Genomic DNA, 16,881 nt, shown 5'->3' with positions numbered 1-16,881 from the left:
GGAGCGCCGTATCCGGAGCCGTCGCGACCCTCTCCCGCCTGCTCTTCAGGCACCTTCCCCCCAAAGAGGGGGGAGGGCGGGTTCAGCGCATGGTCGGGATGGAGAACTCCGCGCCGCTCTTGATGCCGGAGGGCCAGCGCTGCGTCACCGTCTTGGTCTTCGTGTAGAAGCGGATCGAGTCCGGCCCGTGCTGGTTCAGGTCGCCGAAGCCCGAGCGCTTCCAGCCGCCGAAGGTGTGGTAGGCGATCGGCACCGGGATCGGCACGTTGACGCCGACCATGCCGACGTTGACCCGCGCGGTGAAGTCGCGCGCCGCGTCCCCATCCTGGGTGAAGATCGCCACGCCGTTGCCGTACTGGTGGGTCGAGGGCAGCGCCAGCGCCTCCTCGTAATCCTTGGCGCGGACGACGCAGAGGACGGGCCCGAAGATCTCCTCCTTGTAGATCGTCATCTCGGGCGTGACCCGGTCGAACAGGCAGCCGCCCATGTAGAAGCCGTTCTCGTAGCCCTGGAGCTTGAAGCCGCGCCCGTCGACGGCGAGTTCCGCGCCCTCCTTGAGCCCGGTCTCGATGTAGCCCTTCACCCGCTCCACCGCCTCGGCCGTGACCATCGGGCCGTAATCGGCGGACGCATCGTGCGAGGGGCCGATCTTGAGGGCTTCCACCCGCGGGATCAGGCGCTCCATCAGCCGGTCGGCGGTGCCCTCGCCCACGGGCACGGCCACCGAGATCGCCATGCAACGCTCGCCGGCCGAGCCGTAGCCGGCGCCGATCAAGGCGTCGACCGCCTGGCCCATGTCGGCATCGGGCATCACGATCATGTGGTTCTTGGCGCCCCCGAAGCACTGGGCGCGCTTCCCCGTCTGGGCCGAACGCACGTAGATGTATTCCGCGATCTGGGAGGAGCCGACGAAGCCCACCGCCTTGATGTCCTCATCGTCGAGGATCGCGTCCACGGCTTCCTTGTCGCCGTTGACGACGTTCAGGACGCCAGGCGGCAGGCCGGCCTCCAAAAAGATCTCGGCGATGCGCAGCGGCACCGAGGGGTCGCGCTCAGAGGGCTTGAGGATGAAGCTGTTCCCGCAGGCGATGGCCGGCGCGCACTTCCACAGGGGAATCATCGCCGGGAAGTTGAACGGCGTGATGCCGGCGACGACGCCGAGCGGCTGGCGCAGGGAGTAGACGTCGATGCCGGGGCCGGCGCCTTCCGTGAACTCGCCCTTCAGCAGGTGCGGGATGCCGCAGGCGAACTCCACCACCTCGACGCCGCGCTGGATGTCGCCCTTGGCGTCGGGCACGGTCTTGCCGTGCTCGGAAGCCAGCAGTTCGGCCAGCGAATCCATCTCGCCGCGGATCAGTTCGAGGAAGCGCATCATCACGCGGGCGCGCTTCTGCGGGTTCGTGGCGGCCCAGGCGACCTGCGCCGCGGCGGCGTTCTCGACGGCCGCGCGCAGTTCCGATTTGCTCGCCAGCGCCACGCGGGCCTGGACCTCACCGGTCGAGGGATGGAACACGTCGGCGTAGCGCCCGCTCGTGCCCTCGACGGTCTTGCCGCCGATGAAATGACCGATCGTGCGCATGCCGCGCTCCTCCTGTTCGCTTCCTCGAATCCGGACCGCTTGCGAGGCCCGATTTTGCGCGCAGGGTAACAGCGTTTGTTGAGCGATAAAGCTGGACCCGTTCGCAGCCGGTGTGCATCGATGCACACGGCACGTTCCCTCCCCCCTTCTGCGGGGGAGGGAGGGCCAGAGACGTTGCGAGTGAGGTATGAACCCCAAAAAACTCCGCAACTGGGACGACCTGCGCTTCTTCCTCGCCGTGGCCCGCACCGGCACCCTGACGGCGGCGGGGACGCAGACCGGCACGGAGCACACCACGGTCGCCCGCCGCATCCAGGCCCTGGAGGAGGGCCTCGACAGCCGCCTGTTCCATCGGAGCAACCTCGGCTACGCCCTGACGCCGGCAGGCGAGGCCCTGCTCGCCACGGCGGAGGCGATGGAAAGTGCCTTCGTCTCCGCGGCCACCACCGGCACCGAGGGGCGCAGCATCGCCGGCACCGTGCGGATCGGCGCGCCGGACGGCTTCGGCAGTGTGTTCCTGGCGCCGCGCATGCACCGGCTGACCCAGGCCCATCCGGGTCTGGAGGTGGAGATCATGGCCACGGCCCGGATCTTCAGCCTGTCGAAGCGCGAGGCCGACATCGTCATCAGCCTGTCGGCCCCGCAGCAGGCCCGCGTGGTGGCCCGGCGGCTGACCGACTATCGCCTGTTCGTCTACGCCGCGCCCGGCTACCTCGACCGCGCCGAGCCGATCCGGACGCTGGCCGACCTGCGGCGCCATCCCTTCGTCAGCTACATCGAGGACATGCTGTTTGCCCGCGAGCTGAACTACCTCAACGTGATCGGGCCGGAAGCGGCCGCGCGCCTGCGCAGCACCAATCTGCTAGCCCAGGTCCACGCGACACTGGCGGGCGCGGGCCTCTGCATCGTGCCGGCCTTCATCGCCGGCGCCCATCCGGGGCTGGTGCCGGTGCTGCCCGCCGAACTCTCCCTGACGCGGGCCTTCCACATGCACATCCACGAGGACAACCGGAAGGCGGCCCACATCCGTGAGGTCGCCGCCTTCATCGCGCGGGAGGTGGAGGGCGCCCGCGACCTGTTCGCCGGGCCTGCGGTGTAACCCGTCCCGCCGGGAGCACGGGTTCCTTCCGGCCCCGCCCGGCCCTAGCTTCCGGAAACGCCCCCGTCCGCACGAGGGCGGGTCCCCTATCGGAGCAAGAGAATGGTCAGCCCGATCGCCCTGCCGCGCCTGATGCGGATCGGAGCCGGCGCCTCCGGGCTGCTGCCAGAGGTGCTGGGCCAGCTCGGGCTGTCCCGTCCCTTCGTCGTCACCGATCCGTTCCTGCGCGACAGCGGCAGGCTCGACGAACTGGTGGCGCGGCTCTCGGCCGCCGGCATCCGGGCGGGCGTGTTCGCCGACACCGTGCCGGACCCGACCGTGGACTCGGTCGAGGCGGTGCTGGAGGCGCTCAAGGAAAGCGAGCATGACTGCGTCGTCGGCTTCGGCGGCGGCAGCCCGATGGACACGGCCAAGGCGGTGGCGGTGCTGGCCCGCCACGGCGGGCCGATGCGCCGCTACAAGGCCCCGCACCTGCAGGACGAGGCCGGCCTGCCGATCGTGGCGATCCCCACCACAGCCGGTACAGGCTCGGAGGCGACGCGCTTCACCATCGTCACGGACGCCGCCACCGACGAGAAGATGCTCTGCATCGGCCTGGCCTACCTGCCGGTGGCGGCGCTGGTCGATTACGAGCTGACCCTGTCGAAGCCCAAGCGCCTCACGGCCGACACCGGCATCGACGCCCTGACGCACGCCATCGAGGCCTACGTCTCGAAGAAGGCCAACCCGTTCTCGGACGGGCTCGCCCTGGAGGCGATGCGGGCGATCGCGCCGAACCTGCGCCGGGTCTGGACCGATCCCGGCGACCGGGGCGCGCGGGAGGCGATGATGCTGGGGGCGACGCAGGCGGGGATCGCCTTCTCGAACAGCTCGGTGGCGCTGGTCCACGGCATGAGCCGGCCGATCGGCGCGCATTTCCACGTGGCCCACGGGCTCTCGAACGCCATGCTGCTGCCCGCAATCACCGCCTTCTCGGCGCCGGCCGCGACGGGGCGCTACGCGGCCTGCGCCCGCGCCATGGGCGTGGCCCGCGACGGGGAGGGCGACCAGGGCGCGGTGGCGCGCCTCGTCACCGAACTGGAACGGCTCAACGACGACCTCGACGTGCCGGGCCCGCGCGAATACGGCCTCGACGCCGGCCGATGGGCGGCACTGATCCCGACCATGGCCGCGCAGGCCCTGGCCTCGGGCTCGCCGGGGAACAACCCGCTGGTGCCGAATACCGAAGAGATCGAGGCGCTCTACCGGCGCGTCTGGGAGGCGTGAGGGGAGGCCGCTACTCCAGCGGCCCCACCGCGGCTTCCACCGCCGCGACGATCGCGCCCGAGCGCAGCAGGGCCAGCGCATCCACCATCTCGGTGTGATACCAGCGGTCGCCCGACAGCGCCGGTTCGATCACCGCGCGCACCGCGTCCAGCGCCGCCTGGGTGCCGCTGCCCAGCGGATGCTCGCGGGCCACGTCGGCCACCAGGGTCAGGGCCTGGCAGGCCATCAGGATCTCCCCGGCCACGATCGCCTCGACGTTCTGCACGATGGTGCGCGCCTTGCGCGCGCACCAGGTCGAGTTCGAGACGTGGTCCTCCGCGTTCGACTTGCCGGGGATGGAATCCACCGAGCCCGGCATCGACAGGGTCCGGTTCTCCATCACCAGGGCCGAGAGGGTGCATTGCACCGTGGCGAAGCCCGTGTTCAGCCCCTTCTTGCCGGCGAGCAGGTTGCGGGGCAGACCGTAGCTCATGGTCGGGTCGATCAGGCGGGCGAGCCGCCGCTCGGAGATCGAGCCGAGGTCGGTGGCCGAGATCGACAGCAGGTCCATGGCCTGCGCCACGTAGGCCCCGTGGAAATGGCCGCCGGAGATGCAGACGTAGCCGCCGCCGTCGCTCTCACCTTGAGCGAAGATCAGCGGGTTGTCGGTGGCCGAGTTGATCTCGGTGCCGATGATGCCGTCGATATAGGCCAGGGCCTCGCGTACCGGCCCGTGCACCTGGGGGGCGCAGCGCAGCGAGTACACGTCCTGCACTCGCGGCGGCGGGGCCTGCCCCGGCGCGCGGTTCTCGTCGGGGAAGACCGTGACGCGGGCCGATTCCGTGCAGCGCTGCGAGTCGGCGATCATGCGCAGGACGTTGCGGGCGCTGGCCGCCTGCCCCTTGTGCGGGCGGGCCTTGTGCACCCTGGGGTCGAACGCGGCTTTCTCCGCACGCAGGCATTCAAGGGTCAGGGCCAAAGCGATCTCGGCATGCTTGAGGACGCGCTTCATATCCTCCAGGGCCAGCACGCCGACCGCGAGAGAGACCGTGGAGCCGTTGATGAGCGCCGAGGCGTCCTTGGCCTCCAGGGGGAAGTCCGGCGGCAGCCCGGCGGCCTCCAGGGCGGCGCGTGCCGGCATCCGGCGGCCCTCGTAGAATGCCTCGGCCTCCGCGAATCCGCAGATCGCCCCGGCCAGGTGCGCCAGGGGGGCGAGGTCGCCGGAGGCCCCGACCGAGCCCTTCTGCGGGATGACCGGCACGATGCCGGCGTTGAGGCAATCGAGCAGGCGCTCGACCACGGCCACACGCGGCCCGGAGAAGTTCGAGGCGAAGGCGTTGGCGCGCAGGAGCATGGTGGCACGCACCACGTCGGCGTCGAAGGGTTCGCCCAGGCCGGTGGCGTGCGCGTACACGGTCAAGCGCTGGTAGGCCTGCATCTCGTCCAGGCGCACGCGCTGGTCCTTGAACAGCCCGACCCCGGTGTTGAACGAGTACATCAGCGGCGCGTCGTCGCGCATGAAGTGCGCTTCGATGTAGTCCCGCGTGCCGGTGAGCGCCGCGCGCGCCTCGGGGGCGAGCGCGGCCGGGGCGCGACGACCCGCGGCATCCGGCCGGGCGACGGCGAGGACGTCGTCCGCGCTGAGGGTGCAGCCGTCGATGGTGGTCGTCATGGGCGTCTTTCCGAACTCGGAGGAAACCGTCGCGGCGGGCGGCTGCACGATCCGGGCCGCCTACGCGCCTCCTTCGCGACAGGCAAGGCCGGGGCGCGGGCCGGCCCCCATCACCGGGGGCGTCGATGCGTCGAGGTCTGGACGGAACCGGCGGAGGCGGCCAGAATCACGTTCCCGCCGGACCCTCCCTGCCGGAAGGTGAAATCCGCGTGCCGAACACCGCGTTCCCGAGCCCGCCACGCCACTGCACGGCCTGCGGCCGGGGGCACTACGCCGCGGTGGCGTTCTGCCCGTTCTGCGGCGGCGCCCAACCGTCCGCGGCACGAAACGGGCCGGAGACCGAGGCCACGGCAACGCCGGCACCGCCCTTTGCGCCGGAACCGCTGACGTTCCACCTGGAGCACGAGGCGGCCCCCGTCCCGACCCGGCGTCCCTCCGAGCCGCCTGCGACCGGGCCGGGCCGGTCGCCGATGCCGGCCGCCGTGGCCCCGCTCTCCCCCGCAGCGGGGCGGGCGCCGCCACCCCGTCGTCGGATCGGCCGCGCCGTTCTGGTTCTGCTCGGTCTCTGCGCAGTGGGAGCCGGAGTGTTGGCCCAGCGTCCCCGAAGCCCCGCCCCGGTCACGGTGACCGTGGGCCCGGCCTGGACCGGGATCGCCCTCGATGGCTTCAAGTCCGTGCCGAGCCTGCGCCTCAGCGCCGAGGCCCCTTTCAGCCTTCGCCTCGACGGCGAGCGGGTGCAGCGCGTCGCTCCCGGCGCGACAGGCCTCGTCCGCCTGCGAGCCTTGCGCGGCCTCGAACTGCGCTCTGCCCGCGGACGCATCCCGATCCTGCTGACGCCCCTCGGCGAGTGAGCGGGTGCGTGGACCCCGTGCGTCCGTCATGGGCGTCGATCGGGACACGCTGCGATCACTGCTAAAGTCCCGCATAAAACCTGAGCGTGTGATTGCCCGGACAACGCATGTCTCAAGCATCCGATTAGCCGTTCCTTAAAACCCCGGCTGCTAGCGTCGCAGCATGCGGTGCACATCGAATTTCATTCAGGATCGTCGTGGGGCGACGGCGGTCGAATTCGCCCTCGTCGGGACGATGTTCCTGATGACGCTACTGTTCATCCTGGTGACCGCGGCGATCCTGTACATCAATCAAGTGCTCGATTACGCGACGACCAGGGCATCGCGTCAGATCATGACCGGCAGCACCCAATCCCAGGCCACGCCGGCGACCCTCTCGAGCTTCACGCAGAGCCTCTGCAGCTACCTGCCGGCCGTGATTTCGTGCAGCAACGTCGTCGTCAATCTCTACGTGGTGCCGAAGGCCGTCCAGCCCAGCGGCTACTATGGCTACGTCAAATCCGACATGAGCGGGCTGGTGGTCCCCGCGCTCACGCCGGGGTCCGGCCAATTCAACCTCGGAACCCGAGGCGATTACCAGTACCTGCAAGTGATCTACCCGATCACCTTCCTGCCTTCCGCCTTCGCGCCGATGCTGAGCGGCGGCCTCACCTACAACGGAAAGGCCGCCTACCTCGCGATCTCGACGGTGGCCTTCCGGAACGAACAGTACCAATGACGGCCGGCCTCATCCGCACGCCCGTATCCTCGGCGCGATCCCTGCGCGCCGTCCTCGGCTCCCGGCTTCGGCGCTTTGCCGCTGCGAACGGTGCCATGGCGGCGGTCGAGTTCGGGCTGGTCCTGCCGATCCTGCTCGCGATCATGTTCGGCGGCACCCAGGTCGTCACCTACATCAACGCGACCCGCAAGGTGGACCTGGTGGCACGCTCGATCAGCCAGATGATCTCACAGGTGACGCCCCCCGGCGGTTCGACCGTCGCGACGGTCAACGCGACCGATATGCATTTCAGCTTCGACGCGGCGCTGGTGCTGTTCCCGTTCGTGATGGCGGACAGCAAACGCCAGGGTATTTCGTGGTGGCAGGACATCTCCATCAACTACGCCAGCATCCAGTTCACACAGCTCGCCACGAACTGCACGAACAGCGCCGACATGAGCGCCTGCTATCGCGCCAACGTCGTCTGGACCAGCACGGGCACGGCTCAGCCGAAATCCGGAGACAACTACCGGCCCTGCGTCACGGCGCAGACGCCGAGCGACAACAGCGCGTCGCCGAGCCGGGCCACACTGCCGCGCTCCGTCTACGGGCCCGCCTCGCTCGTCGTGATCGACGTGGTCTTCAACTTCACGCCGACCTTCGGCTCACAATTCATCCCCCCCGTGCGGATCGCGCGGTCGGCCTACGTGCAGCCGCGCTACGCCTCGCTCGTCAACTTCGACACCACCAGCAACGACGGGATCGCCACGAAATGTCCCGGTTATTGATCGGCGCCCGCCGCTTCGGCAGACGGGTCTCCTCCCTGCGCCCGGCGCAGGGCGGAAGCATCAACATCATCTTCGGCCTCAGCCTGATCCCGATCCTCGGCCTCGTAGGGCTCGGGATCGACTACGGCGTGGCGACCTCGGACAAGTCGAGGCTCGACAGCGCGGCGGACGCGGCGGCGCTCGCGGCGGTCGTGACGGCCAAGGCCTACATCGCCGCCAACCCGGCCCAGAACAACGTGACGGCCAAGGCGATCACAGCCGGCCAGAACCAGGCCATCAACGCCTTCAACGTCAATGCCGGCACCGTGCCGTTCGCGCAGGTGACGCTGCAATCGCCCACGGTCGCCCGGAGCGGCCAGACGCTCACCGCGACGATCGTCTACACGGCGACCATCCAGAACAACTTCGGCAAGCTCTTCCGGTCGCCGACGACGACGGTCACCAACACGGTCACGGCCTCGGTCGACTTGGCCAGCTACCTCGACTTCTACCTGATGGTCGACGTGTCGGGCTCGATGGGACTGCCGGCCACACCGGACGGGATGGCGCAGCTTGCCAGTAAGAGCACCGACATGTGGAGCGACTATAAGCAGGGCTGCCAGTTCGCCTGTCATTTCCCGACGACCAACGGGCAGACCTTCAACGGCTGGAACCTCGCGGCAGGCAAGATCCAGTTGCGGTCGGATGCAGTGAACAACGCGGTCTGCAAGCTCATCGAAAAAGCTTCGACGCCGAGCGTCACCAACCAGTACCGTATCGGTATCTACCCGTTCATCAACCAGCTGGCGACACTGTCCGACATCACGACCAGCAGCATCGCCACACTCAACATCGCCGCCCAATGCGGTCTGACCTGGCCGTTGGCGTTCACCAACCTTCTCGATACCGGAAAGACCCAACTCGCGACCGGCAACGATCCGACCACAGGAACGGGCAGTGGAGGAACGCATTTCGAGGTCGCCCTGCCGCAGATGAAGACGACGGTCGCAAGGGGTGGTTTCGGCGATGGCTCGTCCAACACGTCGCGGAAGCCCTTCGTATTCCTCATCACGGACGGGATGCAGAACGGACAGCACTTCGCGTCGAAGATCGGCGGCCTAATGCCCACACCTTACCAATATTCAGGTCAGCCATCGAGCTTTTTCGGATACGCCAACGCGGACTGGGACGGCTCGAATCCGTCCCAGATCGACCCGTCCCAATGTTCGGCGCTGAAGTCGGCAGGAGCGACCATCTCGATTCTGTACATTCCTTACAACACGATCAATTTCGTCAACAACAGCGGTGGCATTGCCTGGGAGAACAATCGCGTCAACAGCTTCAGCCCGACGCTGTCCACGCCCCTCCAGGCCTGCGCCTCGCAGGGCTTCTTCTATACGGCCAACACGCCGGCCGACATCACGGCCTCCTTGGGCGCGATGTTCGCCCAGGCGCTGAGGGTCGCCCGGCTCACGCAATAAGGAATCGCTGCCGACCGACGATGAGCGGGGCTCGGCGCCGGTCGGCCGCACGCGTGCTTTGGCCGTGGTCCTCCCCTCGGCAACCTCGGCGTAGGCCGCGGGCGTCACCGACGCGGAAATGTCGATGACGGCGTCTCACGCCGGCCGACGCCCTAGCTCCGCGCGGGAAAGCGCTTGGCGAACCAGTCCCGCAACAGGGCACGCTCGTAGTACAGGCCCCCGCTGGAGAAGCGCGGGTTGGCGCGCAGCATGAAGTTGATGTCGGTGACCGTGTCCTCGCCCTGAGCCACGATCCGCCCGGCGCGCCGGAGGGCGTAGGCCAGCTTGATCCGCGGCGGGGTGAAGTCCTCCACGATCCGCAGGCCGTTGGGCGTGCCGATCCCTGGGCGCTCGAAGCCGGCGAGGTCGATGTCGGTGATGGTCAGGTCCAGGGTTTCGCCGGGCGGCAGGCGCGCCCGGCCCAGTTCCTCCAAGATGCGGGTCATCTCGGCCAGGGTGACCCGCAGGGTCTGGCCGGAGCCCCAGCGGTTCTCGGCATCGGTGAAGCGCTCGGGCGCCACGTAGCGCACGTTCACCTGCGCGGCGGCCGGCCCCGCGAGCACCAGTCCGGCGAGGACGGCGCCCCCCAGGGCAGCCGGCCTCACTGCTTGGCCCGGTTGATCACCGCCAGGAGGGCCCGGGCCACGGGCTCGGTGACGTTGCGACGATACTTGCGATGGACGAGTTGCCCGTTGTGATAGACGTCGTGCTCGACGTAGAGGCGCTCGCCGTCCCAGCGGACGACGTTGTCGGTCTCGGTCGTCTCCTCGACGCCGAGGTCGTCCCGAAGGGTCGTGCTGGTGGATTGCGTGAACATCCTCGGATCCTCGCGCCGTGCTCGGCGATGGCCAGTGCGGAGCGCACCATAGGCAAGCGCCGCGAGGCGCGCCAGACTCAGGCGCGACAAGCAGGCGTCACTGCACCGACACCTGATCCTTGATCCGGTCGTAGGTCGCGCGGCTCAGCACGCGCTTGCTCAGCAACTGGTCCACCGAGGTGTAGGGCCGGCGCTGGACGATGGCGCGGCCGATGCTGCCGCCGCCGCGCAGGCGGTTGAGGTCGGCGAGCGAACCCGTGTTGAGGTCGACCAGGGCCAGTGCCCGCGGGCCCGCGCTGTCGCTCGCCGCGTCGACCGCCTCCTGGCCCATCGGCGGCTGTGCCGGAGTCAGCGGAAGGGCGGGCGCCTGCGACTGCACCGGTGCGGGTACCTGGCTCGGCGGCTCGGCGGCGGCGCGGGGTGTGGGCTCCGGAGGCGGGACGGGGGTTGGAGGCGGTCCCGAACTCGGAGGCGTCGGGTTCGGCGCCGGCCGGGGTGCCGTCTCGACACGCCGGGGCGCAGGCGGCGTCTCGGCCAGGGTGTCGCGCCGCGGGGCCGCCGTCTTCGGTTCCGGAGCCGGAGCCGGCCCAGGCCCCGACCAGAAGAACTGGACGAGCGCGGCGAGCACGCCGGCCACGACGAGCAGCCCCGACACACGCAGAATCGCCGAGCCGCTGAGCATCGAGCCTCCCGAACCGCAAGTCTCTTATGTGCTTGTCAAGTTAGGCATTTCGGCGGCTCGGGCAAACGGCCCCGCCGATCCGCCCCCCGGCCGATCCCGCTCATCAACAGGTGGATGCGGCGATGGCGCGCGGCCGGGGTCGCAAGCCGGCATCGACGGGCGCCGTTCCCGCCGCCATGGTCCGCGCCGATGCCCGTCACCGACACCCGATCTCCCTTCTCCGAACGCCTCGGGGCCCTGCGCTACCTGCCAGACCTGTTTCGGCAGGTCCGGGCGGCGAGCCCGCGCCTGTTCGCGGCGAGCCTCGGGCTGCGCCTCGTCGGGGCCTGCCTGCCGGTGCTGATGCTCTACCTCGCCAAGCTGATCCTCGACGCCATCGTGGCCGAGCACGCGCGACCGCGCACGGTGCCGATGGAACCGGCGGCCTGGGTCTCCGACCCGCACCTGTCGCATCTGGCCCTTCTGGTCCTTGGGGAACTGGGCCTCGCGCTGCTCTCCGACCTGATCGGCCGGCTCGTCACCCTCCTCGACGGCCTGATCGCCGACCTCTACTCCAACGCAGCCACCCTCCGGCTGATGCGCCACGCCGCCGCCCTCGACCTCGCGCAGTTCGAGGACAGCGCGCAGCAGGACCGGCTTGAGCGGGCGCGACGGCAGGTCACCGGCCGCACCAGCCTGATCGCCCAGGTCTTCGGGCAGGTCCAGTCCGTGGTCACCCTCGCATCCTTCGCCGCGGGCGTGGCCGCCTTCACCCCGTGGCTGATCCTGCTGATCGCGGCGGCCCTCGTGCCGGCCTTCCTCAACGAGTGGTATTTTACCCGGGCCGGCTATCGCCTCGCCTTCACCCGAAGCCCCGAGCGGCGTCGGATCGACTACCTCCGCTACCTCGGCGCCAGCGTCGAGGCCGCCAAGGAGGTCAAGCTCTTCGGCCTGAACGGCTATATAGCGGACCTCTACGGGGGCTTGGCCGACAAGCTCGTGTCCGACAACCGACGCCTCGCCATCCGCCGCTCGGGATGGGGCTGGCTGTTCGCTTCCCTCGGCACCCTGGCCTACTACGGCGCGTACGCTGTCATCGTCTGGCGGACGGTCTCGGGCGGTTTCGGCATCGGCGACCTCGCCTTCCTGGCAGGCGCCTTCCAGCGCCTGCGCGGCCTGATCGAGGGCCTGCTCCTCGGGCTCACCCAGGTGGCGGGGCAGGCGCAGTACCTGGAAGACCTGTTCTCCTTCTTCGAGATCCGGCCGCAGGTGCGCTCGCCGGAGAACCCGGTCCCGTTTCCCACTCCGATCCGCGTGGGGCTGGTCTTCGAGGACGTGGGCTTCCGCTATGCCGGCGCGGCCGACTGGGCGGTGCGCCACCTCGGCTTCACCCTGCGGGCAGGCGAGAGCATCGCCCTCGTCGGCGAGAACGGGGCAGGCAAGACCACCATCGTCAAGCTGATGACGCGGCTCTACGACCCGAGCGAGGGCCGCATCCTCCTCGACGGCGTGCCGCTCTCCGCCTACGATCTGGACGACCTGCGCGCCCGCATCGGCGCGATCTTCCAGGATTTCGTGCGCTTCGACCTGACGGCGGGCGAGAACGTTGCGGTCGGCCGCATCGTGGAGCGCGACGACAGCGCGCGGATCGCCCGCGCGGCCGGCCGGGGCCTGGCCGATGCGGTGATCGAGCGGCTTCCCGCCCGCTACGACCAGCCGCTCGGCAAACGCTTCGAGGGCGGAATCGACCTGTCGGGCGGCGAGTGGCAGAAGATCGCCCTCAGCCGCCTCTACATGCGCGAGGCCGCAATCCTGATCCTCGACGAGCCGACCGCGGCCCTCGACGCGCGGGCCGAGGCCGACGTGTTCCGCCGGTTCCGCGACCTCAGCGCGGGCCGGACCACGGTGCTGATCTCGCACCGCTTCTCCACCGTACGGATCGCCGACCGCATCCTCGTGCTCGAGGCGGGCCGCGTGCTGGAATCCGGCACCCACGCCGAACTGGTGGCGCTGGAGGGACGCTACGCGGAACTGTTCGAACTCCAGGCCGCTGGCTACCGCTGACGCCTCGTACAGGTTCGGCGGTGCGGCCCGATCATTGCCCCGGTCGCGCCGGCACCTATCTGCCGACCATGCTCATCCGAGGATCTGCGATGCCAGGAATCTCAAAGCGGCTGCGTCCGGCCTGCGCCGGGCTCGTGCTGCTCGCCGGCGGCGTCGCCCAAGCCGCGCCCGCTGCCCCGGTTGCGCCATCCGAAGGGGCCAAGCCCGCGCCGGTGGTGCTCGCCAACCACCGGGCCGTCTACGACCTGTCGCTGGCTTCCAGCGGCGGCACCCGCGCGGTGGAGAGCGCGCGGGGCCGAATCGTCATCGATTTCCGGGGGGATGCCTGCCGCGGCTACACCATGCAGACGCGGCAGGTGACGGAACTGGCCTCGGGCGAGAGCGGCAGCCGCACCTCCGACCTGCGCAACACCACCTTCGAGGGCGGCGAAGGCCGCGAGTTCCGCTTCAAGACCGTCACGGTCCTCAACGGCGAGCCCGCCGCCCCCGTTGACGGCACGGCGGATGCGGGAGCCGATGCCCTCAAGGTACGGCTGAAGGAGCCGAGGAAGGAGCAGCTCGGCGAGGCCGGCCCGGTACTGTTCCCGAGCCGGCACATGCGCCGCCTGATCCAGGCCGCACGGGCCGGCGAGACCACGCTGGCGGCCAAGGTCTTCGACGGATCGGACGACGGCAAGAAGATCTACGACACGCTGGCCGTGATCGGCCGCCAGGCCACCGGCCCGACGGCGGCCTCGGGGTCCGAGCGTGACAAGCCCCTGCGCGACGCTCCGATGGCGGGCGTGCCGCATTGGCCCGTGACCCTGAGTTACTTCACAAAGGGCGCGGGCGAGCGCACGCCGATCTACACCCTGAGCTTCGACCTCTACGACAACGGCGTCAGCGGCGCCCTCAAGCTGGATTACGGCGACTTCGCCATCGTGGGCGACCTCACCCGCCTCGACCTCGACAAGGGGGCGGACAAGGCCTGCGCGCCTTGAACCTTCCGGGCGGGGTACGCTGCGGCCCGGAGCAGGTGTCGCACCACCCCGCCTTCGGTCGGGCTTGCCCGACTCGATCACCCTGCTATGCGGATCGTGGCCAAGCCCGATGTCTCTTGAGCGGAGGTGCGCGCCTCGCAGGATGCACGATGTCATGAGAAGCTCGCCGCTGCATCGCTTCGACTCGACGAGCGCCGACGACCTTTTCGGCGACGATCCTGACACCCCATCGCATCGCGGGAAGATTGAACGAATATATCGTCTGACGCAGAATGCCCGTGCCGAGGACGGAAAGTCCGGGCCCGACGGCACGGAAGCGATCAGGCAGCTCGTCGCGATCCACCATTTCGTCGCCGATGTTGCGTCGAATCCAGCCATGGAAAGGAATCTGGTCTACAACCAGATATCGAGACTCATATTCAACGATGTCATCTACCCGACATCATGGCCGCAGGTCGGCGTCACGATCTTCATGATGGGCGCCTATCTCAGCCATCATCACTATTCGAAATTCCCCAACGAGAACGATTCGAATACGATTGCGGCATGGTATTTTGTCGATTTTTGCAACAAGAACAACAATGATCGTTTCTTGACGAACGACCAGCTCGCGCTTTTATGCGGACCATCCGAATATGACGATGTCAGCCTTATATTGCGTCTGCTTTGGCTGATCCCGAGAAATTTTACGCGCAAATACGATCTTACGATACAATCCGACAGGGCCGACGCCCGTGAGGAGTTCCTTTCATCGGGTTATTATCCGATATCGGCTTTTTTCATCAGGCATGTCCTCGAACATCCTCCCGCGTCGGCGTCGCCGGATCGTTCGGCGGTCCCGGATACGGCGCTGGCGCGCAAGCTCGAACTCGACCAGATCGTCGATTTTACCCATGGCGGAAACGCCGGCCGTTACCTCGTCCGGGATACGTGGTACCTGCCGGAACAGACCCTGACCTGGGCGAAAGATCACGTCGGTTTGTTTTCTTTCAGCTTAAGCGATGTCACGATAGCAAGATATATTCTGGATCTTGACATTTACGTGACCGAATTTCACGTCAATGCGCAGAGGCGCCTAAAAATATCTTTCAATGGAAAGACGATCTACGAGGCGGATCTCGTCAGGGCCGACACGAACAGGATCGTCGTGCCGTTCGAGGCCGCGGCGAACAAGAGGACGGCCTTGAACACGATAGCCTTCCACTGCGATCCGATCGTACCGTCAGATTTCTTCGGAGACGACAACCGTAAGATCGGCGTCGCCATCCGCAGGCTGTGGTTGCGCAAGGATCCGTCGAGGTACCGGTCGGCCCGCGATCGAGCCGTCGATGCCGAGGGCTTGGCCGAGCCGGGCTGATCGTGCGGATATGCACACGACTGCACGGGGCCGGCCGCCCTCGTATCGTGACGGCGAAGTTGCGGGCACAGCGGTTTTCTGCTTCTTGCGGCGCAATCCCGCCCATCCAAGCTGATTTCGACATGGAGCACCGATTGGTCGGACGCGCCTTCCTGAAGTCTTTGACCCTGAAGTCTTGGACCAGAGCCGATGTTTGACACGTGTGGCGCCCTCGGACGGGAGCAGGGCGGCCCGGCCACCCGCGAGCGGACGTTCGCGATCCGGGGCGACATCCTGAGCAACAACGGCTACGCGCGGGCAGCGCGCGCCATGGCCGCGATCCTGTGCGAGCGGTTCCGTGTCGTGGGAGTTCCCCTTCACGTCGACCCCTCGGATTGCTCCGAGCCCTTTCCCGGGGACCTCGTGCGGGACGGCGACCTCGGCCACATGGCGCAGGACGCGGCGCTGGCGGTCGTCAACCACACCACGCCGGATCACTTCGTTCCGTTTCCCGATTGCTGGAACGTCGGCGCCTTCTATTGGGAGACGCGGGGCATCCCGCGTCGCTTCGACTGGCCGGAGCGTATCGCGGCGATGGACGCGATCTGGGCGCCGACGGGCTTCGTGGCCGATTTCACCCGCGATTGCGGCTACGACGGGCCGATGGCCCTGGTGCCGTGGCCGCAGCGCTTCGGCTTGCCCACCGCCCGGCGCGTCCCGGCCGCGCATCTCGACCAGCACGTGCTCCTGCTCGAACGCATGCCCCCTGCCGAGTCCGAGACCGCGTCCTGGCCGACCCTGCCGCTCTCCGAGTTGCTGGACTCGCCGCGGGAGACCTTTCTGGCCATCCAGTCCCTGGCCCCGCGCAAGGGCCTGCCGGTCATGGTCGCCGAATGGTGCCGGTTCGTCGCCGAGACGCCGGAGGACGACAGCATTCTCCTCATCAAGCTGGCGTTTCGGCATGCCCATGGGATCGGGCCCGATCCGCGCCGCCATCTCCTCGAAATCCTGGGACGTTACGGCGTGGCGGCCGGCCAGCGGCTTCGGATCGGCATCCTCGACGCCCACCTGGACGACGCGGCGCTGGACGCCCTCGTCGCCCGCGCGGACTGCCTCGTCTCCGCCTCGTTCGGGGAGGGCTTCGGCGGACCCATCGTCGAGGCGATCGCCCGGGACGTGCCGGTGATCGCCCCGCGCCACACCGGCATCGCCGACCTGATCCCGGCCGGCTACCCCCTTCAGGTCGCGAGCGACGAGCGCTGCGTGGCGCTGCGCGACAACATGGAGATCTACCCGATGTCGGCGACCTGGCATCTGCCGCGGCCGGGCGCGCTGGCCGGCCGTCTCCTCGCGTTCAGCAGGATGTCGCCCGAGGCGCGCCGCAGCGTCGCGGCGCAGGCCCGCGCCCACGCCGAGGCGTTCTGCGGCCTCGACGCCGCCCGCGAGGCGATCTTCGCGGCCACCGACGCCGCACCGCCGTCCGCGCCGAGAGCCGGCCGATGATCGTGGACCTGAGCCAGGCCGCCGTGAACCGCACGGCGATGTACATGATCTCCCACGACACCTACGCCTGCCTCGAAGACCGGCGCACGG

The 16,881-nt window shown here is 68.7% G+C and carries 15 protein-coding genes; 10 read left to right on the top strand and 5 right to left on the bottom strand.

Annotated elements, in window-relative coordinates:
• Positions 1 to 82: 82 nt before the first annotated feature.
• Positions 83 to 1,579 (bottom strand): CoA-acylating methylmalonate-semialdehyde dehydrogenase, encoded by a 1,497-nt coding sequence (locus COGEMETH_RS02545; RefSeq protein ID WP_238181055.1) that lies wholly within the window; start codon positions 1,577 to 1,579, stop codon positions 83 to 85.
• Between the two features lie 187 nt (positions 1,580 to 1,766).
• Between COGEMETH_RS02545 and COGEMETH_RS02540 the strand changes: the two genes are divergently transcribed.
• Both COGEMETH_RS02540 and COGEMETH_RS02535 read left to right on the top strand, forming a co-directional pair.
• A complete protein-coding gene (locus COGEMETH_RS02540) occupies positions 1,767 to 2,678 on the top strand; it encodes a LysR family transcriptional regulator (protein ID WP_238181054.1) in 912 nt (303 codons plus the stop codon).
• A gap of 102 nt (positions 2,679 to 2,780) precedes the next feature.
• The gene (locus COGEMETH_RS02535) at positions 2,781 to 3,944 is read left to right on the top strand and encodes an iron-containing alcohol dehydrogenase (protein WP_238181053.1); all 1,164 of its coding nucleotides are present in this window, start codon (positions 2,781 to 2,783) and stop codon (positions 3,942 to 3,944) included.
• Positions 3,945 to 3,954: 10 nt separating this feature from the next.
• Here COGEMETH_RS02535 and COGEMETH_RS02530 read toward each other — a convergent pair whose 3' ends face one another.
• Positions 3,955 to 5,595: an HAL/PAL/TAL family ammonia-lyase gene (locus COGEMETH_RS02530; RefSeq protein WP_238181052.1), complete on the bottom strand. Its 1,641-nt coding sequence runs from the start codon at positions 5,593 to 5,595 to the stop codon at positions 3,955 to 3,957.
• Between the two features lie 587 nt (positions 5,596 to 6,182).
• Here COGEMETH_RS02530 and COGEMETH_RS02525 point away from each other — a divergent pair.
• The 4 genes from COGEMETH_RS02525 (at position 6,183) to COGEMETH_RS02510 (ending at position 9,391) form a co-directional block, all read left to right on the top strand.
• Entirely contained in the window at positions 6,183 to 6,446 is a 264-nt protein-coding gene (locus COGEMETH_RS02525) for a hypothetical protein (protein ID WP_238181051.1), read from the top strand.
• Positions 6,447 to 6,609: 163 nt separating this feature from the next.
• Entirely contained in the window at positions 6,610 to 7,164 is a 555-nt protein-coding gene (locus tag COGEMETH_RS02520) for a TadE/TadG family type IV pilus assembly protein (protein WP_238181050.1), read from the top strand.
• Positions 7,161 to 7,931, top strand: coding sequence for a TadE/TadG family type IV pilus assembly protein (locus COGEMETH_RS02515; protein ID WP_238181049.1), 771 nt, complete (start codon positions 7,161 to 7,163; stop codon positions 7,929 to 7,931). The genes COGEMETH_RS02520 and COGEMETH_RS02515 overlap by 4 nt, the downstream gene beginning before the upstream one ends.
• Entirely contained in the window at positions 7,916 to 9,391 is a 1,476-nt protein-coding gene (locus COGEMETH_RS02510) for a pilus assembly protein TadG-related protein (protein WP_238181048.1), read from the top strand. The genes COGEMETH_RS02515 and COGEMETH_RS02510 overlap by 16 nt, the downstream gene beginning before the upstream one ends.
• A gap of 152 nt (positions 9,392 to 9,543) precedes the next feature.
• On the opposite strand, the gene COGEMETH_RS02505 is transcribed toward COGEMETH_RS02510, so the two are convergent.
• The 3 genes from COGEMETH_RS02505 to COGEMETH_RS02495 all read right to left on the bottom strand — a co-directional run bounded on the left by COGEMETH_RS02505 (position 9,544) and on the right by COGEMETH_RS02495 (position 10,929).
• A complete protein-coding gene (locus COGEMETH_RS02505; protein WP_238181047.1) occupies positions 9,544 to 10,035 on the bottom strand; it encodes a DUF3016 domain-containing protein in 492 nt (163 codons plus the stop codon).
• Positions 10,032 to 10,247, bottom strand: a complete 216-nt coding sequence (locus tag COGEMETH_RS02500) for a hypothetical protein (RefSeq protein WP_238181046.1) — start codon at positions 10,245 to 10,247, stop codon at positions 10,032 to 10,034. The genes COGEMETH_RS02505 and COGEMETH_RS02500 overlap by 4 nt, the downstream gene beginning before the upstream one ends.
• 97 nt (positions 10,248 to 10,344) lie before the next feature.
• Positions 10,345 to 10,929 (bottom strand): helix-hairpin-helix domain-containing protein, encoded by a 585-nt coding sequence (locus tag COGEMETH_RS02495; protein ID WP_238181045.1) that lies wholly within the window; start codon positions 10,927 to 10,929, stop codon positions 10,345 to 10,347.
• 189 nt (positions 10,930 to 11,118) lie between these two features.
• On the opposite strand from COGEMETH_RS02495, the gene COGEMETH_RS02490 reads away from it, so the two are divergent.
• The 4 genes from COGEMETH_RS02490 to COGEMETH_RS02475 all read left to right on the top strand — a co-directional run bounded on the left by COGEMETH_RS02490 (position 11,119) and on the right by COGEMETH_RS02475 (position 16,791).
• Positions 11,119 to 12,972 carry an ABC transporter ATP-binding protein gene (locus COGEMETH_RS02490; RefSeq protein ID WP_238181044.1) on the top strand — a complete coding sequence of 618 codons (1,854 nt, stop codon included), beginning with the start codon at positions 11,119 to 11,121 and terminating at the stop codon, positions 12,970 to 12,972.
• Between the two features lie 89 nt (positions 12,973 to 13,061).
• Positions 13,062 to 13,952: a cell envelope integrity EipB family protein gene (locus tag COGEMETH_RS02485; protein WP_238181043.1), complete on the top strand. Its 891-nt coding sequence runs from the start codon at positions 13,062 to 13,064 to the stop codon at positions 13,950 to 13,952.
• Positions 13,953 to 14,106: 154 nt separating this feature from the next.
• Complete coding sequence (locus COGEMETH_RS02480; protein ID WP_238181042.1) at positions 14,107 to 15,309, top strand: hypothetical protein; 1,203 nt, start codon at positions 14,107 to 14,109, stop codon at positions 15,307 to 15,309.
• A 189-nt stretch (positions 15,310 to 15,498) separates the two neighbouring features.
• On the top strand, positions 15,499 to 16,791 hold the full coding sequence (locus tag COGEMETH_RS02475; protein ID WP_238181041.1) for a glycosyltransferase: 1,293 nt from the start codon (positions 15,499 to 15,501) through the stop codon (positions 16,789 to 16,791).
• The last annotated feature ends 90 nt before the right edge of the window (positions 16,792 to 16,881 follow it).

The organism is Methylobacterium trifolii (genome assembly GCF_022179685.1).
Taxonomy (GTDB): Bacteria; Pseudomonadota; Alphaproteobacteria; order Rhizobiales; family Beijerinckiaceae; genus Methylobacterium; species Methylobacterium trifolii.
Note: the sequence above shows the minus strand (reverse complement) of the source record. Positions and strands in the feature narration are given on the sequence as shown.